Source organism: Pyxidicoccus caerfyrddinensis (assembly GCF_010894405.1).
Lineage (GTDB): Bacteria > Myxococcota > Myxococcia > Myxococcales > Myxococcaceae > Myxococcus > Myxococcus caerfyrddinensis.
This window is the reverse complement of sequence record NZ_JAAIYA010000033.1, coordinates 112,477-135,181: the sequence shown is the minus strand read 5'-3', so window position 1 is coordinate 135,181 and position 22,705 is coordinate 112,477. Positions and strand designations below refer to the sequence as shown.

Genomic DNA, 22,705 nt, shown 5'->3' with positions numbered 1-22,705 from the left:
AGCCGGCTTCCAGCGTTCCATGCGCCACCTCCGTGAGGTGGCGACCTGATCACGCGGCGACAGCCCGCGTCGATCGCTCTCGCAAGTGTTCGACTTTCCTCGGGCCGAAACCTGATCGGTGCTCTAGCGCGTCGTGTTGGACGGCGGTCGACGTCCGGCCCGCCCATTGGAACCCCAGGCAGGGCTGAAGTAGATTTCTGAGAACACCCGCTTTTCCTACTCGCGAGTGTGACTCAACCTGGAGGCTCACATGAAGAAGACGATTCTGGCCGCAATCGCGGGCTTCGCCGTTGCCTTCGCCGCGGGTGTCATCTCCACTCCGCCGGCGGAAGCTCTCGCACCGTCCTGCAAGACCAATGCGGACTGTGCCAGCTTCTCCTGCAGCAGCCCGGAGCAGATCCCGGTCTGCCAGCGCGTTGTGACGCCCAGTGGCACGAGCGGCTACTGCCGCTGTGTGTACTGAGCCGGATTGGCGCCCATCGCTGAATTGCTGGCGCGCCGAGCCAGCAGTCCGGACCGCTTCCGCCCGCACTGGCGGGAGCGGCCCGGGCACTTGAAGGGCTGCCGTGCGTTATTGGGCCATCAGAGTTCCGGCGTCGTGTACCACGGGCGCGGGTGCGGTTGACTAAGTTGCCAGGCGACGTTGCTCGTGCCCTCCACCCATGCGTACTGGATACGAAACCCGGTGGGCAGCGTCTTCCAGTAGGTGGCTGCCCAGGGCTGCAGGAGCGACTCCTCATAGCTGCCCGGAACCGGAACATGCGCGGGGTCAGTGGAGGCCTGGGCGTACTCCTCGTGCGCGCGTTCACGACTCGCGGCCTCGATGCGGATGTCCGAGAGCCCCATCGAGTAGTCGGTGTAGCGACTCCACTCCGGGCGGGTTACGGACTCCCACGCCGCCCCTCCGACAGGCGTCAGGGAGTACCAGAAACCTGAATAGTGGCGGGGCACGCATCCGCTCTGCGCGAATGCACGCTCGACCTCATGCAGCGTGCATGCGCGCACCCCCTCTTTGTTCTTCACTTCGATGAGGCCTGCCTGGCAGAGCGAGGCGAGGAACTCCACCAGCTCGTTGTCCCCGAGACCGTGCGTGCGGCGATTGAGAATCTCCTCGATGCGAGGGCTCCTCAGGACCGCCAGGTTCACTCCACTCTCCACGACTTCATCCAGGAACCAGAACGTCTTTCTATCGATGTGTATGGACATGAGGTGTGCGGACAATCACCGGGCGCAGTGGCGCAATGCGGCTCCGCATCGGCCGCTCGATATCATAGCATTGGCGCCATCATGGATATCGTCATCATCGGAGGAGGCGTTGCCGGCGTTGCCAGTGCGATCGCACTCAGGCAGCAGGGGTTTTCGGTACGGGTGCTGGAGAGACATCGCGAGAAGACCAACATCGGCGCCGGCATCGTGGTGTGGCCGAATGCCGCCTTCGTGCTCGACCGGCTTGGCGTTCTGGCGGAGATGGAGACGGTCGGTGGACGCCCGGTCGCCATGCGTCGGCGTTCGAACGCCGGCGAGGACCTGGGCTCGCTCGACATCACGCTGATCGACAACCGGATGGGTTATCCGAGCCTGTCGGTGCTGCGCACCGAGTTCCAAGACATCTTGCTGCGCCGCCTGTCGACGCTGGGCGTCGAGGTGGAATACGGCACCGCGGTCGAGCGCCTCGCCACCTCGGAAGCAGGCAGGGCGCGCGTGCTGCTGGCGCGAGAGGAGATGCTAGAGGCCGACGTCATCATCGGCGCCGACGGGCGCATGTCCTCGCGTGCGCGCCTCTACGTCAAGGGCGACAATGCGCCCGTGTATCAAGGCTTCATCAACTGGATCGGCGTGGTTGAATCGGAGGACCCGATGTTCGACGACATCGCCGTCACTGATTACTGGGGCGTGGGCGAACGTTTCGGCATCGTTCCGGTCAGCGCGCACAAGGGGTATTGGGCTGGCGGCGCGGCCAGCATGGAGATTCAGGCAAACGCGCCGGACCGATACAAGGCGGAGTTGGCGGCGCTGTTTGCATCCTGGCCGGAAGCGGTCCGGCGCGTCATCGATGCGACGCCGGTGCAGCGCATCAACAAGATTCACGTGCACGACCACGACCCGATGCCGCGGTGGCACCGGGACAATGTGATTGCCATCGGCGATGCCTCGCATGCATCGCTGCCGACCTCGGGACAGGGCGCCTGTCAGGCACTGGAGGATGGCTGGCACCTGGCGAACTGCCTGGCCGGCCATCCCGGCGACCCTCGGCGCGCGTTCGAAGCCTTCACCGAGCTGCGCCTCGAAAAGACCCGCGCCGTCACCATGACCGGACGCGCCATCGCGGCGAGCCTGTTCAGCCGCGACGAGCAGGCCTGCCTGCGCCGTAACGAAGCGAGCAAGGCCAGCGACTTCTCGGCCCTGGCGGCGGGCATGGCGCGCGGCTGGAGTCAGCATCTGCCGCTCGCACAAGAGGCCGGGGACCTCCGCACCGGGCCCGGCCAGGGCTGACGCAGCCGAGGCTCAACGCCGGGCCGCTCCAATGCGCTCGAGCACGGCGGCCACCACGCGGTCACAGCGAGGGGCCTGGAAGACGAAGGCCTCCTCCAGCTGGTCGTCGAGCCGGGCCGTCATTTGCTCGCGGACGAGCGCCTTGGCCCGATGCAGCCGCGTCTTCACCACGTCCTCACTGACGGCCAGCGCCTCGGCGGTCTCCGCCGTGGACAGCTTCTCGACCTCCCGGAGCATGAAGATGGTGCGGTAGATGTCCGGCAGCTCGTCGAGGGTCTGCTCCAGGTGCCGCGCCAGCTCGCGGCCGAAGGCGCGTCGCTCCGGGCCGGGCTCGTTGTGCTCCAGGTCCTTCATGTCTTCCTCCCGGGTGCCATCGCCCCCGCCGCTGAGGGCGACCAGCCGGCCGCGGTGCCTCAGGCGCTGCAACGCCTCGTTCACCGCGATGCGGATGAGCCAGGTCGAGAACCGCGAGGAGCCCTCGAACTGCGACAGGTGGGTGAACGCCAGGACGTAGGCCTGCTGCATCACGTCCTCGACCTCGGCCTCATCTCGAATGAGGGAGCGCACCGCGCGGTACACGCGCTGGTTGTGCCGGCGCATCAACACCTCGAACAGCGCCGTCTCCCCCTCCCGCACGCGCAGGGCAATCTCCTCGTCGGAGGGCGGACCTGCGCCTGGCGCCTCTCCTGGATGCTTGCTCAGCTTCATACCCATTGGATGCCGCGGCCGTGGAAAGGTGACAACACCCCTCACTGTCACCTCGGGGCCTCCTCGCGACTCAGATGGGCACAACCGCAGCGTTGCTGCAAACCCCTGGAGGTCAAGATGGATGGCCGGCTGAATCAGTCGTGGTGGGCCCTGAAGATGACGTTCGGACTGGTGCCGATCGTCGCGGGGCTCGACAAGTTCTTCAATCTGCTGACGGACTGGACGCAATACCTGAGCCCCTGGATTGCCCGGATGGTTCCCGCCTCGGCCTTCATGCAGGCGGTCGGCGTCATCGAGGTCGTGGCGGGACTCCTGGTCCTCTCGAAGCTGACGCGCCTCGGCGCCTATGTCGTCGCGGCCTGGCTGGTGGGCATCGCGGTGAACCTGCTCACCACGGGGCACTTCCTCGACGTCGCGGTACGAGACGTGGTGATGGCCGTGGGCGCCTTCACCCTCGCCCGCTTGTCCGAGGTACGGGCCGCCGAGCCCGCGGCCGAGCACCGGGAGAGAGGCGCTCTGCGTCCCGCGCAAGGGCACGCAAGCTGATGAAGAGGGGATGAGCCTCACCGAGGCCGTGGCGGCCTGCCCCCGGGCCCACCCTGGATGGCGGGCCCGGGCAACGAAGCCTCAGTCGTTCGCGTTCTCCGGAACGTCATCGGTCGGGATGGGGTCCCGGGTCCCGAAGTACACGTTGGGTTCGCCCTGGCAGAAGGCGTAGGTCTCCACGAAGGTCTCCAGGCGGAGGGAGGCGCTCGGCGTGCCCGGGTTGGAGACGCACCGCTGCAGGTGGGCATAGCGGCCGGAGTCCATGGTGAACATCTTCTCGCCCTCCTGCCGCCACATCTTCTCGAAGGCCTCCTTGTAGGCCGTGACCTGCTTCGCGCCCATCTCGATTTCACCGGCGTTGTTCGGCTTGATCTCGATGATGGTGCAGCTCTTCACGCAGTCGAGCCGGCAGTCCGAGCGGTCCGGGTGCGGGTTCTTGCACCACGAGCTGTCGATGCCCGTCTCCTTCATGTTGCAGCCGCTCTGACGGGCGTCGTGCTGCCTCTTGCCCTCCAGGAGGCGGGCGCGAACCATCGGGTTGTTCGCTCCGCGCAGCTCACCGTCCTTCACCGGCTCGACGCGGTCCCACGCCTGGACGATCCAGCGCTTGAGCTTCGGAGCGTTCTCCGAGCCCATGCTGATGAGCAGGTCCGCCGAGCTGAGCATCTTGTCGCGGTCCGACTGGAGGCGGCTCCACTTCCCGTTCAGCTCGCTCGCATAGCGGTCCGCGATGGCGTTCACCTGCCGCTCCCAGTCCAGCTTGTTGCAGTACGCCTCGTGGATCTCCTTCGCGTCCTGGAGCGCCGTCGCCCGGAAGGAGTTCAGGTCCGCGCGCCAGGCATAGAAGTTCCGCCGCAGCTCCTTGTAGGAGTCCTGCATGCCCTTGTTGTGCGAGCCCAGCTTCGCGAGCGCATCCTGCACCCGGGAGTTATCCTTGCCCTTGGCGATCTCCTGGCACTTGTAGCGGGACTCCTCCATGCGCCGATTCCAGCGGTCCCAGATTTCATTCGCGCCGTCGTTCAGCTCGCTCCGCACGTCCGACCACTTCTGGTGAGACTCCGAGAAGTACCGCGCGGAGCCCTTCCAGCGCTCCATCTCGCGGTGCTTCTCCTCCATCTTCTTCAGCTCCTCGCCGTAGGCCCGGCCAATCTTCTCGGCCTCGTCGGGGATGGTGATGAGCCCCTTGCGGCCCTCCGCCTTGTCCTTCTTGTCGACGAAGCCCAGCATCAGGGAGGTGAGGTTCCGGTCCGCCTCCGTGCACCGCTCCGTGAGCCGGTCGTTGTCGGCCTTGAGCTGCGCCTCCTTCATCTCCTTGAGAGCGCGCGCCGACTCCTGGAACTTGTCGACCCAGTCGGCGTACCGGTCCGCCATGGTCTTTCCGGGGTCGTTCTGGGCGCCCAGCGACCGCAGTTTGTCGGCGTTCTCCTTCACCTTGTAGGCCATGCGGATGGCCTCCTCGATGTCGCTGGAGGAGCTCTTGGAGGAAATCCCATCGAGCCTGTCCTTCATCCGGTTGAGCGAGTCCTCCACCTCGCGGACCCGGTCCTCCTCCTCACCGGCGAACACCGACGGCGCGGCCCCCAGCGCCGCGAGCAGCACCACGCCTCGAAGCATCGTCTTCATCGTCATTCCCCCTCTTTCAGCGTGCGCGGATGCGCGCCCTTCACCTGCGGATTGCGAGCCACGAGCTTCGCCGCCGCCGTGTAGTCGAGGGCGACTATAAATGGGTCTGGCGCGGCATGAAATGCATTGCATTTCATGCGAGGACTTTGAGATGTTCCCAGCCCCGCGGGCCGGCGGGAAGTGCGAAGTCGCAGCATCCCAGAGGCCCGCTGTCCCCACCTCCTCCTGGCGACGCTGCTCCTTCGCGGACGACCACGCGCAGTCGAGGGGGATGTCTGGAATGAATCGTATCTACCTGGGATGTGTCCTGCTGCTGGCCCTGACGGCCTGCCAGGATGCCTCGATGGAGTCCGAGCAGAGCACCGCGAGCGCTCCGGAGTTGCAACAAGAGGTGTCTGGGATTCAGGGCCTGCTGCCGCCTCAGCCCCTCCCACTCTTCATCACCACCAACAAGCTGCCTCCGGGCCACGTTGGCGCGAGCTACCTCGCGAAGCTGACCGCCATCGGTGGAAACAAGCCGCTGTCCTGGAGGCTCGTGTCGGGGCCGCTGCCCGGAGGCCTGTCGCTCGCGGTGGACGGAACGCTGTCGGGAACTCCCACGACCGAGGGCACCACCGTCCTCATCGTGGAGGTGACGGACGGCGTCCAGCGCGTGCGCAAGCCGCTGGGACTGGCCATCCATTCGGACCTCGTGCTCACCACGGAGGCCCTGCCCGGAGCCTTCGAGGGCATCACCTGGCTCTCCGCCCCGGGAGTCCCGGTGCGGCTGTCGGCGCGCGGCGGCCAGCCTCCGCTCACCTTCAACGCCAGCCCCCTTCCCGCGGGCCTCACCCTGGACGCCGCGAGTGGCACCTTCTCCGGAGCCCCCGCCCCGGGCAGCGCCGGGCACTCCATGGTGACGGTGCGCGTCTCGGACGCGGCGGGAGACAGCGTGGAGCGCGTCCTGCCCCTGGAGACCCGCGTCCCCCGCCCCATCGCCGCAGGCGGCGCCGCGAGCCTTCCTCCCCGGGGCAGCCCGCTGACGGACACCCTCACCGTCTTCACCGTGGACAGCGCCGGCCGGGCCCTTCAGGGCGTGGGCGTCCGCGTGCGCCGCAATGGCCAGGAGTATGACCCGCCGAGGCAGGCCCTCTCCGACGCCACGGGCAAGGTGGTCTTCACCGGCCTGGGGCTGGACGGCGACTCCGACACCGTGGACATCACCGCCAACGGTCACCAACTGCAGAACATGACGATGGCGAAGGTGAACGCCGCGCTCGTGACGCTGTCCCTGGGGGCCTGGCCGCTGCCGATGCCCCGCTATGACTTCGTCTCCGCCACGGACCCGGACTCCGGGCGCATCCTCGTCACCGGCGGCTACAACGCCCTGGGGACCTGGGGGTGCATCGACAACGTCGTCGAGCTGGGCGACGCCACCACGAACACCTGGCACGAGCCCGTCCTCCACGGCATGCCGGCCACCATGCCGGCCCGCGTCTACGGCGCAGGGGCCTTCGCCAGTGGCACGCTCGTCGTCTTCGGCGGCCTTGCGTGCCTGGACAGCACCTACCCCACCGAGACCTGGGAGTACGACGCGGACGCGCGCGCGTGGACCCGGTGGGACGTGGCGGGCCCGGAATCTCGCAACGCGCCGGCGATGGCGGCGGACGGGACGGGCGAGCACGTCGTCCTCTTCGGGGGCTACTCCACGAGCGCCTGGATGACGCTCGACGACACCTGGGTCTACACGCCGGCCACCCACGCCTGGACGCAGCGCTTCCCCGTCGGCCCCATTCCCACGTCCCGCTTCGACGCGGCCACGGCGTTCGATTCGGTCCACGGTGAGATGGTGGTCTGCGGAGGCACCCACGCCTTCCTGGGCGAGCTGTCCGACTGCAACGCCTACTCCTCCGCGAACAACACGTGGAGGCCCCTGCCCTCGATGCCCTCCACCCGCAAGGACTTCGGCCTGGCCTTCCACCCGGCCACCGGCGAGCTGTACGCCTTCGGCGGCAAGGTCGGTGGCCTGGACCGGAACGACCTGCTGGTGCTCCGCGACGGAGCCTGGCTGACGCTGGTTCCGGATGGGGCGCCGGGCGCTCCGCCGAAGCTCCATGGCCATGCGCTGGTGGCGGATGCCCGGAGCGGCCAGCTCCTCGTCGTGGGTGGCGCCCGGCAGGCGGACAACCGCATCAGCGGTGACGTGTGGAGCTTCGCGCCCTCCACGGGCCAGTGGACGTGGCGCAATGCCCCGCCGCCGTCCCGGCCCTCGGTGCGGCTGTCGGGCCTGCTGTCCGGAGGCCCGTCGGGCACTCGCATCCAGGCCACGGTGCAGGTGTCGGGAGACGGCGGCTACCTGGGCCGGAGGACCGTCACCCTGGTGGGTGGCACGGGCCGCTACGAGCTGGCGGACGTGCCCCTCGACGAGCGGCTCTCCATCACTGCCTACGTCACGGACCGGAGCGTGACTCCGGCCGTGCTCTGGTCGCACGCGGACCTGGGCGTGGTGGGCCCCTTCACGGCGGACACGTCGCTGGACGTCGCCTTCCCGCCCGGGCCGATGCCGCTACAGACCACCATGGCCACCCTCGCCCTCAACGCGTCGTGGCTGTCCACGGCGTACCTGAGCGGCTCGGCCTACCGGCAGCGCCCCGGCTTCTTTTCGGAGACCAACGGTGTCGTCCAGGCGGACCTCGCTGGACGCAGCCTGCGCTTCGACACCATTCCCCTCCAGCCCGGCACGGAGCAGTGGTTCACCGCCATCCTCACCGGACAGACGATGACGACGTGCGTGAGCGCCTGGGTCTACTGGGAGGGCACGCCGAGCCAGCCCCTGGCCGTGCCTTCACCGTCCACGAACCTCACGCCGGGCGTCGCGGAGTGCATCGTGGGGCCGGAGATTCCCATGGTGGCGCAGGAGACCTGGTCGCTGACGCCGCCCGAGGGCACGAAGCTGCTCCAGGTGGGAATCGGCGCAGCGCTGGCACCGGATGACTGGCTCTACATGGCTCCGGTGGGCGAGCAGCCCGTGGCCTTCCAGCTCCCGGAGCCGAGCACCCTCGCTCCGTCGCGGCCCCGGCCGCCCGGTCAGCACGTGTCCTGGTACGTGGACACCGGCACCTTCACCACCAGCGCGTTTGACTACGACGACTTCTCCCTGGCCTTCATGCAGCCGGACGCCTGGGTCCGCGCGGAGCCGTACGTGTACGTGCGCGCCAAGGAGTGAGCCCTGGGGTGACGTGAGTTGTGGCGCCGCCCGGGGCCTCCGGGCGGCGCTCTCCTCCAGCGCTACACCGTCCCCGCCAGCGCCCTGCCCGCCGCGCGGCCGGAGAAGATGCACCCTCCCAGGAAGGTGCCCTCCAGCGCCCGGTAGCCATGCACGCCGCCACCGCCGAACCCCGCCACCTCGCCGGCCGCGTAGAGGCCGGGAATGACCTGCCCATCCGTTCCGAACACCCGGCCCGACAGGTCCGTCTCGAACCCGCCCAGCGTCTTGCGCGTCAAGATGTTCAGCTTCACGCCGATGAGCGGCCCCGCCTCCGGGTCGAGGATGCGATGGAGCTTCGCCGTGCGCACCAACTGGTCCCCCCGGTACGAGCGCGCCTGGCGGATGGCCGCGAGCTGGAGGTCCTTCCCGAATGGATTGTCCAGCTGCCTGTCGCGCGCCAGCACCTCGCGCTCCACCGTCGCGTAGTCCAGCAGCGGCGTCTCCGTCTTCGTGTTCATCCCCTCCACCAGCGCCCGGAGGTTCTCCGCCACGACGAAGTCCACCCCGTGTGACTTGAAGGCCTCCACCGGCCCCATCGCCTTCTTGCCCACCGCGCGGTTGAGCACCCCTCGCCAGTCCTTGTTCGTCAGGTCCGGGTTCTGCTCGGAGCCCGAGAGCGCGAACTCCTTCTTGATGATTCGCTGATTCAGCACGAACCACGAGTGCTCGTGCCCCGTCTTCAGGATGTGCTCGAGCGTCCCCAGCGTGTCGAAGCCCGGGAACAGCGGAGGCGGCAGCCGCTTGCCCGTCGCATCCAGCCACAGCGAGCTGGGCCCGGGCAGGATGCGGATGCCGTGCCGCGGCCAGATGGGACTCCAGTTCCGCAGCCCCTCCGTGTAATGCCACATCCGGTCTCGGTTGATGACCCGCGCCCCCGCGGCCTCGGTGATGGAAATCATCCGCCCGTCCACGTGGTCGGGAACCCCCTGGACCATGAACTTCGGCGCCGGGCCCAATCTCGCGGGCCAGCTCTTGCGCACCAGCTCCTGGTTGCCGCCAATGCCCCCCGACGTGACGACGACCGCCGAGGCCCGCAGCTCGAACTCGCCCGCCGTCTCTCGCGAGCTGCTCACGCCGCGCGGCGAGTCCGAGGGCACCAGCCGCATCCCCCGCACGCCCACCGCCGCGCCCGCCTGGACGAGCAGCTCATCCACCCGGTGCCGGAACAGGAACGTGAGCGTCCCCTTCTCGCGCGCCGCCTGCGCGCGCCGCACGAAGGGCGCGAGCACTCCCGGCCCGGTGCCCCATGTCACGTGGAAGCGGGGCACCGAGTTGCCGTGGCCCACCGCCCCGTAGCCCCCGCGCTCGGCCCAGCCCACCACGGGGAACCAGCGCATCCCCAGCTGGTGGAGCCAGGGCCGCATCTCGCCCGCGGCGAACCCGACGAAGGCCTCCGCCCACTTGCGCGGCCAGTGGTCCTCCTCGCGGTCGAAGCCCGCGGTGCCCATCCAGTCCTCCAGCGCGAGCGCATGCGAGTCCTTGATGCCCATGCGCCGCTGCTCGGGCGAGTCCACGAGGAACAGCCCGCCGAAGGACCAGAAGGCCTGACCTCCCAGGTTCTGCTCACCCTCCTGGTCCAGCACAGTGACGCGCTTGCCCGCGTCCGCGAGCTCCGTCGCGGTGACGAGCCCCGCCAGCCCACCACCCACGACGATGACGTCCGCTTCCTGTCCCATCGGTGCGCCTCCAGGTGTCCCCTCCAGGGGATGGCGGATGATAGGGGAATCCCCCGGCACGGTGGTGATTGAGGGTGCCGGCCGTTATGAAGAGGAGCCGTCCACGAGGGGGGTGAGGCCCAGCGTGTCCGCATAGCTGTGCAGTCCGCGAATGTGATTGCCACCGTCGACCGCGAGGGTGTCCCCGGTCATCCACGACGCCAGGTCGCTGCAGAGGAACGACACCACCTTCGCCACGTCCTCCGGCTCGCCACACGTCTTCCCGAGCGGGGTGTGGGCGAGGAACTCCCGGGCCATGGCCCCCTGCATGAGCCCGGCCCCCTCGGCCAGGGGCGTGCGGATGGCTCCCGGTGCCACGACATTCACCCGGATGTTGTACCGCCCCAGCTCCGAGGCCGCGACCTTCGAGAAGTTCGCGAGCCCCGCCTTGGAGGCGCAGTAGTGGGCGAGCCCGTCCGTCACGGCCGTCTGGTTCAGCGAGGAGATGTTGACGATGGAGCCCGGCTGCTTCGCGGCGACCAGCGCCTTCGCCAGGGCCTGGGTGAACAGGAAGGGCCCCTTGAGGTTGATGGCCAGGACCTGGTCGAACTCCTCCTCCGGCAGCTCGAGGACCGTGCGGAGGGTGGCGGAGCCGGCGTTGTTCACCAGGATGCCCGGGAGGCCGAACTCACGCGTCGCAACCTCGATGGCCCGCGTCACGTCCTCCGCGCGGACCACGTCTCCCGCGAAGGGCACGGCCCGCGTACGCCCCTCCGCCACCCGGTTGAGCTCCACGGCGGCCGCCTCCACCTTCTCCCGGGTCCGTCCGAAGAGGAGCACGTTGGCGCCGTCTCGCATGAGCCGCGCGGCGATACCCAGCCCGATGCCCTGCCCCGCTCCCGTCACGATGGCACTGCTCGATACCAGCTTCATGGTGGCTCCTGTATCCAAGGTACAGGTGCCAATCTAGATGGACTGCGTGTGGCGCACCAGGACCGGCGGCCCCGCTCCACTCTGGTTCGAGGGAGCGAGGCGCGCGGAGCGCGTTGACTACTCCTGGCTGAAGGACTCGCTGAGGACCGTATAGCCCGAGGCCGAGCCCCTCACGTCGATGCCCGTGAACTCGTGGTACGGGTAGGCGCCCGCCGCGATGTTCTCGACGAACTCGATGGAGTCTCCGACCACGTCCTTGCCAGCGACATTCACCGTGAAGGTGCTGCCCCGCGCGGCGGCGACGCCCCAGACGCACGCGCCCACGTTGCTCGGGTGGGGGTTCGTCGGGGTGGGGACGACCTGGTAGAAGGACCAGGCGGTCCAGCTGATGTAGATCCACTCTCCCTTGACCTGGATCCAGCGATTGAACGGGCCCGTGGACGACTGAATCACGCCATCCCGATACACGTTCACCGTGAAGGTGGCGCTCGACGAACCCGTGAAGCCCGGCGTCAGGGTGAACTGGTTGTCGTTCTTGCTGTGAGCAACCTGGAGGGTGCTGACGACCTGGTCACCGTCACGGGCCGCGAGCGCGAAGGTGCCAAACTGCTCGATGGCGGCCTGCTGCGACCACCTCACGGCCCTGTCGAAGTTGCTGGAGACACCGTCGCTCTTCGGGTCTCGAAGTCCGGAGACCTCGAGCCCCTCCTCCGTCCTGGCGAGCGTCGCCGCGCCCAGGGCGCAGCTCTGGATGCCATTGAATTGATTGACGCACGTCGACGCAGCCCGCGCCTCCTGGGTGTCCAGGGATGGCTCGCCGCCGTTGGCAGGCGACTCACCCTGGCACCCCGTCAGGCCCAGGAACGCACCCGCCAACAGACAACCTGCCCACTTGCTTCGCATACATGACCTCATGTCAGTGAATGGCCGACGTCTTGCTTCATGGGACGGCGGCGCAGGGCACTGCACCGAACAGGCCACCCATCGAGAATGATGGGATTTCACTCTGGGAGCGGGCTCCGGAAGGCACTCACGGAGAAGTTGCTGTAGTCATTCTTGTTACAAAACAGAGCCGTTTGTAACGTAGACCGCCACGGTCCTCATTTTGTGTTTCACCATGCCCGGGACTGGAGCACACGCCCCCAGTCCCAGGCACGTCCCGGAGTGCTACGGGGAGAAGAGGCCGAAGGTGTCGACCTCGTAGTACAGCGTGGTGCCCGAGCGGTCCGCCGTGTCCGTGTACGTCTCGAAGCCGCCGTTGGGGCCGAAACGCCGCACGAAGGTGACCTCGTCATTCGTCACCGACGCGGTGGAGATACCCGTGGCGGGCAGGGGCTTGCCCGGCGTGCCGATGCCGAACTCCTGCGCCCATCCATCGCCCGTGCCCTCGAAGCGCACGCGCCCGGCCGCGGCCACGCCGCAGAACTGCGGGTCCTGGTCATAGACAGGCACGTAGAGGCGCGCGCCGCCATTCACGTCCGCCGAGATGCTGGCCGCGCCCTTGCGCGCATGGGCGCGCGGGTAGAAGAGGAGGCCCGGACCGTTGCCGTCGTCTTCCCGGCGCGGGCTGAAGTAGCCGCTGGCGTAGAAGATGACGTTCGCCTGCACCGTGCTGTGGACCGTGACGGCGCCGTTGCTCAGCGCGCTCAGGTACTCGTAGCCCTCGCCGAAGCCCTCCCACGTCGTGAGCGCCAGGCCCGTCTGCGGCACGGCGTCCCCGGGACGGAAGGCGGAGACCCGGTACTCGGCATCCGGCGTCGACTGCGTCCACTTCATCCACGCCACGGCATTGCCCACCAGGTACCGGGCGTCCGAAGGGACGGTGTACGTGAACGGCCCGCCGAACTCGACGCCCACGTTCCAGGTGCCCACCACCGGCACCTGCACGGACTCGCTCGCGTTGATGGCGCGGCCCAGCCGGTGGGGCCCGGGCGTGACGAACTCGAAGGAGTCGAAGATGGGCCCGGGGGCGTCCAGCAGGTGCATGTAGAGCGCGCCCGGCCCCGGCGGGGCGTAGTAGCCGATGATTTCCACGCGCGTGTCGAAGACGCTGTCGGCGGTGAGGACGAAGGAGCCATTGGCGTCCAGCGGCAGCGTGACGAGCTGCTCGGTGGGGCGCGACGGGCCCGAGCCCACCCGGATGACGCCCGCGCCCACCGTGGGGGCGGGCTGGGCGGTGGAGATGCGCAGCCGCGGGTGGCGCCCGGCGGTGGACGCCTCACCGTCGTAGTCGCAGAGGTAGCCCTCGAAGTAGGGGTTGTCGTACCAGTGGCACTCGGGCCACTCGCCCCGGTAGTTGGAGAGGGTGATTCGCGCCACCAGCGCCTGGGCGTTGTCGGGCAGCGTGCTGGCGTGACCGTCGAAGCGCTGGCCCCACCCGCTGGACAGCGGGTAGTTCTGAGGCCAGTACGCCGTCCACCCCTGGGCGGTGTCCAGGTACTTGAAGGGCGTGGCCAGCGGGTAGAACGCCAGCCCCTGCCCTGGGGTGCAGGGCGCGGCGGACCGGGCCTCCAGGGGAAGTGCGAGTGTGAAGAGGGCAAGCGCCGCGAGGAGCGGCTTGAGCCAGGGTGTCTGCATGGGGGGCCTTTCGTTCCGCCACGCGCCTTCATGGCGCATGGGGCCCGAGAGGATAGGCCCACCGGGGGACAACCGGGCCTCGCGCCTTCAGGGCTCGCGAAGCCGCACGAGCCTCCAGGCGAGGGGCATGCACAGACCGGCGATGGCGGCCTTGAGCAACCCACCGGGGAGGAAGGGCAGGAAGCCCTTGTGGAGGGCCGTGGAGAAATCGAGCGGGGCCGCCACGCAGAGCCAGGGCACGCCGATGGCCAGGATGACGAGCTGGCCCGAGAAGAAGAGCGGTACCGCTTTCCACGGCTGCCTGTCGAAGCCGTGCCACGCCGCGAGCCCGATGAGGAAGGCCGCGGGGATGAAGCCCACCAGGTAGCCGCCAGTCGGCCCGAGCACCTGTGCCCAGCCGCTGGCCCCCTTGGAGTAGAACGGCAGTCCCAAGGCCCCGAGCAGGACGTAGGCGAGCTGCCCGGCCATGCCTCGCACGGGCCCGAGCGTGGCGGCCGTGAGGACGACCGCGAGCGTCTGGCCGGTGATGGGCACCGGGGAGCCCGGCACCGCGATGGCGACCTGCGCGAGCAACGCGGTGAACAGCGCGGCGCCGAGCACGAGCGCCCCATCATGGATGCGCGTGCGTGCGAAGACGTCTGCCAGGACGCGAGGCGGTGGAGTACCGGTGCCCGCGCTCAAGGCTGTCCCACCCGGGAGGAGTGCGAGCAGCGGGACGACGGGGAGGGGCGTGGAGACACGGACCGATGCTCAGCGAGGACGCGCTCCGATGCAAGACGTCGGCGAGTACACTCCGGGCATGACAATGGACCCTCACGGTGCATGGGCGTACCGCCCGGATGCTCCCCTTCGAGGCGCGGCGGATGGGCCGCTCGCGGGCCTGACGTTCAGCGCGAAGGACCTGTACGGCGTGCCGGGCTGGCCGCTCCGGGGCAGCTCACGGGCAGTGCTTCCCGAGGTGGGTGACAGTCCACTCGTGGCTCGCCTCCTGGGGCTCGGGGCGACGCTCCTCGGCAAGACGCACCTGCACGAGGTGGCGCTCGGCATCACCGGCGCCAACGCCTTCGGCGGGACTCGCAACCCGCTGGACCTCACGCGTGTTGCCGGTGGCTCCAGCGGCGGTGCGGCCGTGAGCGTCGCGACGGGCGAGGTGGATTTCGCGCTCGGCACGGACACGGGCGGCAGCATCCGCGTGCCTGCGGCGTGGTGCGGCGTGGTGGGCTTCAAGCCCACGAAAGGCAGCGCCGCGTGGCCCACCGAGGGCGTGCTGCCGCTGAGCGACACCTGCGACCACACGGGCCCGCTCGCGCGGGACGTGCGCGGGGTGGTTCGCGTCCACAGCGCCTTGTCGGGCGAGGCCGTGGCGCCGCGGGAGTGGGCCGGCGTGCGCGTGGGCATATGGGACATCTCCGCCTGGGTCACCCCGGACGTCTGGTCCGTGGTGGAGGCGGACGCGGCAAGGCTGGCGGCGCTGGGGGCGCGAGTCACACGTGTGTCCTTCCCCGACGTCATGGATGCGTACACTCCCATCGTGCTGAGCGAGGCGGCGGCCGTGCACGCGCGGGCCTTGAGGAGTGAAGCGCCAGGCTTCCTCGCCGCCACGGAAGCGAACCTGCGCGTGGGCGCGGCGCTGAGCGAAGCGGACGTGGCCGTCGCGCGCGCCAGGCGGGAGGCGTACCGCACACGATTGGAGGCGCTGTTCAACAAGGTGGACGTGCTGCTCGGCCCCGCGGTGCCGGACGTGGCGCCACGGTTCGACCAGGACGAAGTCGCCGTCGCGGAAGGAGCGCTGCCGGTGCGGCGCGCGGTGCTGCGCATCACCGCGCCGTGGAGTCTGCTGGGCGCGCCGACGCTGTGCCTCCCGCGTCCGCTCGGTGCGCTATCGGTGGGCGTGCAGTTGGTGGCGCCATGGGGACAGGACGTGGCCCTGCTCGGCTGGGGACTTGGAGCGGGTAGCTGAGACAAAGCCTGCGGACCTGAAAGAGACCAAGGACTCCGTGGAGTCGCTCGAATCCCAGGAACCGGGCCGCGGCTCAGGCGCGCCAGAGCTTCGGCTTCGTCTTCGGCGCTCCCGGAGGTACGACAGCCGCTCCACGCGCAGCACCCCGAGGGCCAGCGTCTTCTCGTCGGGTGATTCCATGGTCTAGGCCGGGGTGAAGCGGTGGGGACCGGTGAGGCCCTGGGACTCGAACCACTTCCGGGCCGCCTGGATGTGCAGGGGGAAGGCGAAGATGTCCTCCAGTCCCTGCGGCCCATGGATGACGCCACGCTCCTGCGACTCCGAGCTCGGCGTGAAGGCCGCGAGCGAGGCGCGCTCGAGGGTAGGAGCCACCGAGAACAGCAGCACCCGGTTGGGCCGGGGCTCGGTGCTGGTGAACCACAGGGGCGTGAGCTTCGTCGCGTCCACCGTCACGCCGACCTCCTCGGACACCTCGCGCGCGCCGCCCACCTGCCACGTCTCGTGCTCCTCCAGGAAGCCGCCCACCAGGGCCAGCATGCCCTTGCGAGGCTCGATACCCCGCCGCACCACCAGCAGCCCCGTGCCCTGTTCCGAGCGCACCGGTACGAGCACCACGGAGACGGGAATGGGGTTGGCCCATACCGTCACCTTGCATGCGGCGTTGGGACAGGTGCGCGGATAGGCAAGCGGCTCGGCGTAGGCGGTACCGCAGAACGAGCAGAAGCGATCCTTCACGGGAGGAGGCATCGGGAGCTCCAGAGCGAGAGCGGGGAGGCCGCTCAGCCATCCTACCCTTTGGACGCTCCAGCATGCGAGACCGGTCCGAGCTGCTCGAGCCACTGCATGTTGCGCAGCCCATCCTCTTCAGCGAGAGCATCCATGCCTCCGGTCCGGCACCCGAGCCCTGCGGCATCCTGGGACGCATCTACAAGGACCTGTGGGAAGAGTCCCTGGACGCGAAGCGCGAGGACGCGCGGGAGGTCCTGGACCTCGCCATCCAGAACGACGTGCGTGGCTTCGAGGCACGTGTGAAGTGACCCGTGCTCACCTTCCGGGCGGCGCAGCCTGTTCCCCGGAAAGAGTGGCTTCGGCCTGAAGGTTGGTGGAGAGCTGCCAGGAACGCGCCATGGCTGCCCACTGTTCGGGGCCGGTGGCCAGGAAGTAGGGCCTGCCTTCCAAGGCTCCCACGAGGAGCCTGTCACCCCTGGGGGAGAACATGCTGACCTGCGGAGCAAGTCCATTGGGGATGGGGAACTCACCCACCTCATGAAGGCGGATGTTGCTGCTGTCCCAGAGCCGCACCTCGCCATTCGCCATACCCAGCGCAATCATCCTGGAATCAGGGCTCATGGCAACGGACGTAATCCGCGCGGCAGGCTCTTCCTCGATGAAGTCCCCCGTGAGCCTGCCTGTCCGCACGTCCATGAGCTCCACCCGGTCCAGCGCGTCACCGGAGACGATGGCCAGAAGCGTTCCTCCTTCGTTGAAGCCCAGAGGGCTTTCCTCATCGCAGGGGACAGCATCGACCTCGGATGGCAATGGAGGAGAGGTCGTCAGGTCCCAGAGCTTCAATCCCTTCGAACAGTAGGCAAGCCAGTGACCATCCGGGCTCAGGCGGGGCCGGGCATAGACATCCCCCAGCGTACCGACCGGCTCCATCGCCGCGCAGCTCCTTCCCAGGCGGCTCAGCACGTACTGCCCCCGATTTACGTCGGGAGAGACGACCTGCCATTCAACCCGACAGCCATTGAAATCACCTGACGCGCGACTCACCGAGGAATATGGCCCCACAAAGGTCTTGATGGGAATCCGCTGGGGAGTGGACCCATCATTGCCAGGGTCCACCACGGTCAGGACCTGCTTCTGGAGCAGGGCCAGGTGCCCGCCATCCGCGGAGAACGCCGCGGCCAGCGCCACCTCCGGGCTGTCAACCGCACGGCGAAGCGACAAGAAGGCCGAGTCGAAATCCCAGACACCCACATGGCGCCTGGAAACGGTGGCGAGCAGGAAGCGGGGGCTGACGGCGAAGTCCGCGAACAGTCCGTCTCCCGCGATCCTGGGTACCTCCAGCTCCCTCTCTTCATTCTCTTGGATGCGCACGAGTCTCAGCTTCCCCGGCGTCTTCCCGATGAGTTGCCGTCCATCCGCGGCGAGGACCACGTCATCGAACCGGATGCGCCTCGACGGCACCGACCTCCAGCGGATTTGCCGAACCTCACGCCACTCCAGGAGGGTGTGCTCCCGGGTCAGCGCCAGCAGGCCCTCTTCCTGGAACGCGAGTGCATGGATACGAGGGTCCCGCGAGTCGCCATCCCGAATCGAAGGGACGGTGAGCAACTCCGCGGCTGATGCCCCGGAGGACAAGTACCTGAACCGAACGCGCCCATCCGGGTGCACATATGCGACGGCCCCTCCATCCTCATGCAGCGCCAGCGGCGTGTCATGGGGGCGCGTCCACCGCTCGATGATGACATGGGCGCGGCGGAGCACGTCCCAGCACACCACGCCTTCCTCGGGCGCCACGCCACAAGCGACCTCTCCCTTGGAAGACACGCGCAAGGTGGGAATGTAGCCAAACGGGCTGTCGAGCGAATCGGGAGGCCGCGAGGGGTCCGTCGCATTCCAGAGCATCAGGCGTGGCGAGCCGTCACCTTCGCCTCCGCGCGAGGTGATGAAGAGCGTGCCATGCGCCGCGGCCAGGGCGTGCCCTTCCGAAGGAAGGGGTATCCGGCGCGCCTCGCGCGCCCCCTCGAGCGGCCACCACCACAACTCCTGCCCGGTGAGCACGAAGGCTTTCTCGGGCGCCTCCTTCGTACTCGCCACGCCCCGGATGTCGGCTGGAAGCTCGACGAACGTGCGAAGTGCTCCGGCGCCAAGCAGACCAGACATCAGTGCGGTACGTGACTCTCGCGTGTCGGCTTCTTCATGCGCCTGGACCGAAAGCCGCATGGCGATGTCGAGCCGGCTGGCCATGGCCGCTTTCGCCTTCGCTGCGGTTTCGCGAGACCGCTCCTGGAGCGACAACTCCGCGGCAAGCTGCCGGTTTTGCTTCGCATCGGACTGCGTCGCCTTCAGGAGCGCGTTGTTCCGGTCCAGGTCACGCTTCACCTTTTTATTTTCCCTTGTGAGCCGGTCGCCCTCCCGCTGGACCTGCTCGAGCGCCTGGCGTGCCTCCGCCACCTTCGTCTCCGTGTCCCGCTGTGCCGCCCAGGCACGCTGGGTGGCTTGCGTCGCGGCATCGAGTTCCATCCCGGCTTGCCGCACCATCACACCCATGACGCCAAGGACCGTGGAGCCCCCGACAATGAGCGTCATGAGCGCCAAGAAGACACGCCTCTGACGGACGGATAGCTTCTTGGCACCATGTGGAAACGCGAGGCCCTCCAGGAGCTTTTTGGGAGGTACTCCGCCTTCCCATGGAACCGGGGGGGACAACGGCCGCAACCCTTTCGTCTCGTTCGCCCAGCACGCCTCTTGGTGAGCCGCTCCTGGAAAGGTGATGAGCAGGATGGGCCGGTTCCTCTTCCGAGCCAGTTGCACCTCCTTCAAGACAGCCCCCGACCGGCACGCCCCCAGCGTCGCGACCAACACGAAGAAGGTCGCTCGGCGGAGTTGCTTCTCGAGACCTGGCGGCAGCTCCTCGGAGGGCTCGCCTTGTGCGAAATCCACCGCGCACGAATACCCCTGGCCATGGAGCGTCATGACCAGTGCGTCCACGTACTCCCCTCCATCCAGCCGCGAATAGGAGATGAAGTAGTCGGCTCCCTCGAAGAAGCGGAGGAGCCAATCGAGGACGCGAGAGAACCAGGAGTCCGAGCTGCCAGGCCCGGAGGGAACCTGCGGGCGGGTCAGCCCAGTCGCGGGCTCGTTGGAAGATGCGCTCAAGGCTGTCCCCCTCTTTCCAGCCAGGCCATGAGTCCTGAGCCAAGCACGTGACTGTGGTTGGCACCAACCCGGCACGGCCCTGAAACTCAAACCAATGCATCTTGGGTGACAGTGGAAGCCTGGAATGGAACCCGGGCTTGAGAGGGAGGGGAGCTCGTGCATCACGGCCGGGTGAAGCGGAACCCACGAGGGCCGCACCTCGCGCTCCTGCGAGCGGTCTACGCTTCGCTCCGCGAGACGGGCACCTGACCCAGGCTGGTGCCATTCACTCTCCAGCACCGCGGCACGCTGGGTTTCATCCCCAACCTCGTGGATGAGCTGACTCCTGCCTTCGTCCGCGAGTCCCGCGGCGGCTACCAGCAGCCCCGCCGTATCATCGTGGCGGCCCATGCGCTGCCGTTCGTGGAGGATGAAGAGGGCCTCGCCCTGGCGATTCGCTTCGTCCGAACCGTGGCGGAGCGCTGGTTCGACGCCTCCTCCGCAACGGGCGACCTGTCCGAGTCCCTGACAGGCGCTCTTCGCTACAGTCGTCCCATGAGCCAGCCCCTCCGTCGCAGAGACCAGCGCCCCCCTGCCGCCTGGTGGTCCGAAGGTGAGCAGGAATGGGTGGAGGGGCCACGTGACGCGGAGGGGCGCCTCCACGGCCGGATTCGCTACTGGGACGCCAAGGGCTGCTTCATCTCCGAGTGCGAGCACGTCCAGGGGCTGCCCCACGGCCGGGCGCAGCGCTTCTATGCCGATGGCTCGCTGGCCCAGGAGTGCACCTATGTCCAGGGCCGCATCGAGGGTGTACGCACCTGCTACCGGCCGGGCTCTCCGACCGTGGTGCCTCTGCGCCCGCTCGACAACGTCGCCCCCGTCATCGCGGTCTACGAGTGTGTCTACGAGCAGGGCAACCTCATGGCGACCCGCTTCCGCGATGAGGCCGGGGACGAGGTCAACGAAAGCGGCGTCCCCATTCCGCCCCGGCCGCCCGGGGTCTCGCCACTCGCGAGCCCGATGGCTGGCGGCGAGTGGGTGGAGATGTGCCGGCGGGGCGAGAACGGCGATGAGGTGCTCGGGATGCGCCTGTGGTACCGGAACGGCCAGCTTCGAGAGGAGAAGCGCGAGGATGGGTATTGCCGTTCGTTCCACCCCTCGGGCGCGCTGAGTGCCGAGGGCCAGCGGGTCCGCAAGGGCAAGTACAAACAACAGGACGGGGTGTGGCGCCATGGTGATGCCGCCGGCGTCGTGCGCCGTGAGTCCGTCTATGACATGGGCGTCGAGCTCATTCGGACCCTGCGCAGACCGCTGGACGAGGCGGGCCCCGGTGGTGCTGGCGGCGTCATGCGGACGGGGCCGGTCGGGCAGACGGGTGACAACGCGGGCGAATACGAGTGCGGGCGCTGGGAGCTGCGCGATGGCGACGGAGCGCTGCTACGGGTCGTCGACCTCGGCGAGCCCGTGGCGGATGACGCCCTGCTCGAGGACGCCGCGCTGTCCGATGCCGCCGATGATGCGGCCCTGGGGCGCCGCGTGGAAGAGGGAGCCCTTGGAGCGGGGGCGCGTATCGCCCGGCTCCGGCTCGCCGGACGGAGCGGCCGCGTCGAGGCGCTCCTGGCGCTCTCGGGGCCGGGCCCGGCCTGGCAGCACATCACCCGTGACGGCGAAGTCATTCCGCTCATCCACTGGCGCGCGCGGCTTGGCGAGCTGGTTCTCGCGATGGCGTGGGGCGTGCCCGCGAGCGAGGCGCTCGGAGAGCTGGCCGCGAGGCTGTTCCGCGTCGGCCGACCGCGAGCCGCCCTCGACCTCGTCGACGCGGCGAGGCTCACCTCGGACGCCCCGGCGCTCCGCGAGGCGCGTATCGCCTACCTGCGCGCGCTCGGCCGTGACGATGAGGCCCTCCGGGAGCTGGAGGCCGCCCATCCCGACAGGGTGGGCCCGCGAGAGGAGGCCCTGCTCCTCGGGCTCCGGGACGCTCCTGACGACAAGGGGAGGTGGCTGGCGTACGCCGAGGCGGTTGACGGGCCACGGCCGGCCCATGCCGCGCTCATCCGTTCTGCCTGTGGAACCACGGAGGCGGGCTGGCGGGACGCGCTCCTCACGGCGCAGCGCGACGCGCTGCCCGATGAGCTCGCGGAGACCGTCACGCTGCTGAGCCGCGGCAACACCGTCGCGTCCACGGTGTGGACTCCGGCCGAGCAGTTCCTGGCCCACCATGACGCCCTCTTCCGTGCCGCGCCGCTCGCCACGGGGCTCGTCCTCGAGGATGCGACGGACGCGATGGCCCGGCTCGCCACGCTGCCCGCGCTGCGGCGCTACACCGCGCTCTCGTTCACCGACACCCTGCTCTTCGATGGAGGCGCGGCCCAGCTCGCCCGCTCGCCGCACCTCGGACAGTTGGTGCACCTTGGCTTGACGGGCACCCACCTCCATGACGAGGACCTGGCGGCCATTCTCGGCTCGCTCGCGTTCCCCCGGCTGACGAGCCTCGACATCTCGAATGACCGCGATGGACAGAGCTACGGCCTCGACGGCCTTCGAGCCCTCACCCGGGCGGCGTTCGCGGGCACCCTCGAGGACTTCACCCTGGAGCGCCGGTGGCTCGGTGTCAGCGTCGTCCCTGTCCTCGCCGCGCTGCCACGCTTGCAGTCCCTCGGGCTCGAAGGCGGGGCGCTTGGCGACACAGGCGCGCTGGCCCTGGCGGACCTGCCCCGGCGGTGGACACGGCTCGACCTGAGGTGGAACGAGCTGAGCGCGCGTGGCGCCCGCGCCCTGGCGGACTCGGACATGGCAGGCAGCCTCGAAGAGCTCGACCTGTCGCGCAACGGGCTCGGGTGCGAAGGCATCAAGGCCCTGGCGGCGGCCCCGCTGGTCCGCCTGCGCCGGCTCGACCTGGGTGACAACGGGCTCGGCGACGAAGGGGCGCTCGCCCTGGCGCGCTCACCCCACCTCGCCGCGCTCGAGTGGCTCCAGTTGGGACGGGTCACCGTCTCACCGGGGACGCGAGAGGCCCTGAGCGCGCGCTTCGGGGCTCGCGTCAGGCTCGAAGAATAGATGCGGTGAGGAGAATCCCGGGGTCGTTCCGTTGGATGGGGA

The 22,705-nt window shown here is 68.8% G+C and carries 17 protein-coding genes; 7 read left to right on the top strand and 10 right to left on the bottom strand.

The window, feature by feature from the left end; genetic code table 11:
- Positions 1-250 precede the first annotated feature (250 nt).
- Entirely contained in the window at positions 251-463 is a 213-nt protein-coding gene (locus tag G4D86_RS46430; protein WP_164001856.1) for a hypothetical protein, read from the top strand.
- 119 nt (positions 464-582) lie between these two features.
- Here G4D86_RS46430 and G4D86_RS46425 read toward each other — a convergent pair whose 3' ends face one another.
- Positions 583-1,146, bottom strand: coding sequence for a hypothetical protein (locus tag G4D86_RS46425; protein WP_164001854.1), 564 nt, complete (start codon positions 1,144-1,146; stop codon positions 583-585).
- Positions 1,147-1,287: 141 nt separating this feature from the next.
- On the opposite strand from G4D86_RS46425, the gene G4D86_RS46420 reads away from it, so the two are divergent.
- On the top strand, positions 1,288-2,493 hold the full coding sequence (locus G4D86_RS46420) for an FAD-dependent oxidoreductase (protein WP_164001852.1): 1,206 nt from the start codon (positions 1,288-1,290) through the stop codon (positions 2,491-2,493).
- Positions 2,494-2,505: 12 nt separating this feature from the next.
- On the opposite strand, the gene G4D86_RS46415 is transcribed toward G4D86_RS46420, so the two are convergent.
- Positions 2,506-3,201: an RNA polymerase sigma factor gene (locus G4D86_RS46415; RefSeq protein WP_164001850.1), complete on the bottom strand. Its 696-nt coding sequence runs from the start codon at positions 3,199-3,201 to the stop codon at positions 2,506-2,508.
- 117 nt (positions 3,202-3,318) lie between these two features.
- Between G4D86_RS46415 and G4D86_RS46410 the strand changes: the two genes are divergently transcribed.
- Positions 3,319-3,747: a DoxX family protein gene (locus tag G4D86_RS46410; protein ID WP_164001848.1), complete on the top strand. Its 429-nt coding sequence runs from the start codon at positions 3,319-3,321 to the stop codon at positions 3,745-3,747.
- 81 nt (positions 3,748-3,828) lie between these two features.
- Here the strand turns inward: G4D86_RS46410 and G4D86_RS46405 are convergent, their stop codons facing one another.
- The gene (locus G4D86_RS46405; RefSeq protein WP_164001847.1) at positions 3,829-5,376 is read right to left on the bottom strand and encodes a hypothetical protein; all 1,548 of its coding nucleotides are present in this window, start codon (positions 5,374-5,376) and stop codon (positions 3,829-3,831) included.
- 274 nt (positions 5,377-5,650) lie between these two features.
- On the opposite strand from G4D86_RS46405, the gene G4D86_RS46400 reads away from it, so the two are divergent.
- Positions 5,651-8,575 (top strand): Kelch repeat-containing protein, encoded by a 2,925-nt coding sequence (locus G4D86_RS46400; RefSeq protein ID WP_164001845.1) that lies wholly within the window; start codon positions 5,651-5,653, stop codon positions 8,573-8,575.
- A gap of 62 nt (positions 8,576-8,637) precedes the next feature.
- Here the strand turns inward: G4D86_RS46400 and G4D86_RS46395 are convergent, their stop codons facing one another.
- The 5 genes from G4D86_RS46395 to G4D86_RS46375 all read right to left on the bottom strand — a co-directional run bounded on the left by G4D86_RS46395 (position 8,638) and on the right by G4D86_RS46375 (position 14,463).
- Positions 8,638-10,293 carry an FAD-binding dehydrogenase gene (locus G4D86_RS46395; RefSeq protein ID WP_164001843.1) on the bottom strand — a complete coding sequence of 552 codons (1,656 nt, stop codon included), beginning with the start codon at positions 10,291-10,293 and terminating at the stop codon, positions 8,638-8,640.
- An 84-nt stretch (positions 10,294-10,377) separates the two neighbouring features.
- Positions 10,378-11,205, bottom strand: a complete 828-nt coding sequence (locus tag G4D86_RS46390; RefSeq protein ID WP_164001841.1) for an SDR family NAD(P)-dependent oxidoreductase — start codon at positions 11,203-11,205, stop codon at positions 10,378-10,380.
- A 117-nt stretch (positions 11,206-11,322) separates the two neighbouring features.
- Positions 11,323-12,108: a hypothetical protein gene (locus tag G4D86_RS46385; RefSeq protein WP_164001839.1), complete on the bottom strand. Its 786-nt coding sequence runs from the start codon at positions 12,106-12,108 to the stop codon at positions 11,323-11,325.
- Between the two features lie 264 nt (positions 12,109-12,372).
- Positions 12,373-13,782: a hypothetical protein gene (locus G4D86_RS46380; RefSeq protein ID WP_164001837.1), complete on the bottom strand. Its 1,410-nt coding sequence runs from the start codon at positions 13,780-13,782 to the stop codon at positions 12,373-12,375.
- 87 nt (positions 13,783-13,869) lie between these two features.
- A complete protein-coding gene (locus G4D86_RS46375; protein ID WP_240360862.1) occupies positions 13,870-14,463 on the bottom strand; it encodes a biotin transporter BioY in 594 nt (197 codons plus the stop codon).
- Positions 14,464-14,581: 118 nt separating this feature from the next.
- Here G4D86_RS46375 and G4D86_RS46370 point away from each other — a divergent pair, with 118 nt between their 5' ends.
- Complete coding sequence (locus G4D86_RS46370; protein WP_164001835.1) at positions 14,582-15,742, top strand: amidase; 1,161 nt, start codon at positions 14,582-14,584, stop codon at positions 15,740-15,742.
- 183 nt (positions 15,743-15,925) lie between these two features.
- On the opposite strand, the gene G4D86_RS46365 is transcribed toward G4D86_RS46370, so the two are convergent.
- Positions 15,926-16,489 carry an NUDIX domain-containing protein gene (locus G4D86_RS46365; protein ID WP_164001833.1) on the bottom strand — a complete coding sequence of 188 codons (564 nt, stop codon included), beginning with the start codon at positions 16,487-16,489 and terminating at the stop codon, positions 15,926-15,928.
- A 62-nt stretch (positions 16,490-16,551) separates the two neighbouring features.
- Between G4D86_RS46365 and G4D86_RS46360 the strand changes: the two genes are divergently transcribed.
- Positions 16,552-16,779: a tetratricopeptide repeat-containing protein gene (locus tag G4D86_RS46360; RefSeq protein WP_164001831.1), complete on the top strand. Its 228-nt coding sequence runs from the start codon at positions 16,552-16,554 to the stop codon at positions 16,777-16,779.
- Positions 16,780-16,786: 7 nt separating this feature from the next.
- On the opposite strand, the gene G4D86_RS46355 is transcribed toward G4D86_RS46360, so the two are convergent.
- The gene (locus G4D86_RS46355) at positions 16,787-19,789 is read right to left on the bottom strand and encodes a TIR domain-containing protein (protein WP_275899232.1); all 3,003 of its coding nucleotides are present in this window, start codon (positions 19,787-19,789) and stop codon (positions 16,787-16,789) included.
- Between the two features lie 96 nt (positions 19,790-19,885).
- On the opposite strand from G4D86_RS46355, the gene G4D86_RS46350 reads away from it, so the two are divergent.
- A complete protein-coding gene (locus tag G4D86_RS46350; RefSeq protein WP_164001827.1) occupies positions 19,886-22,663 on the top strand; it encodes a hypothetical protein in 2,778 nt (925 codons plus the stop codon).
- Positions 22,664-22,705: the final 42 nt, after the last annotated feature.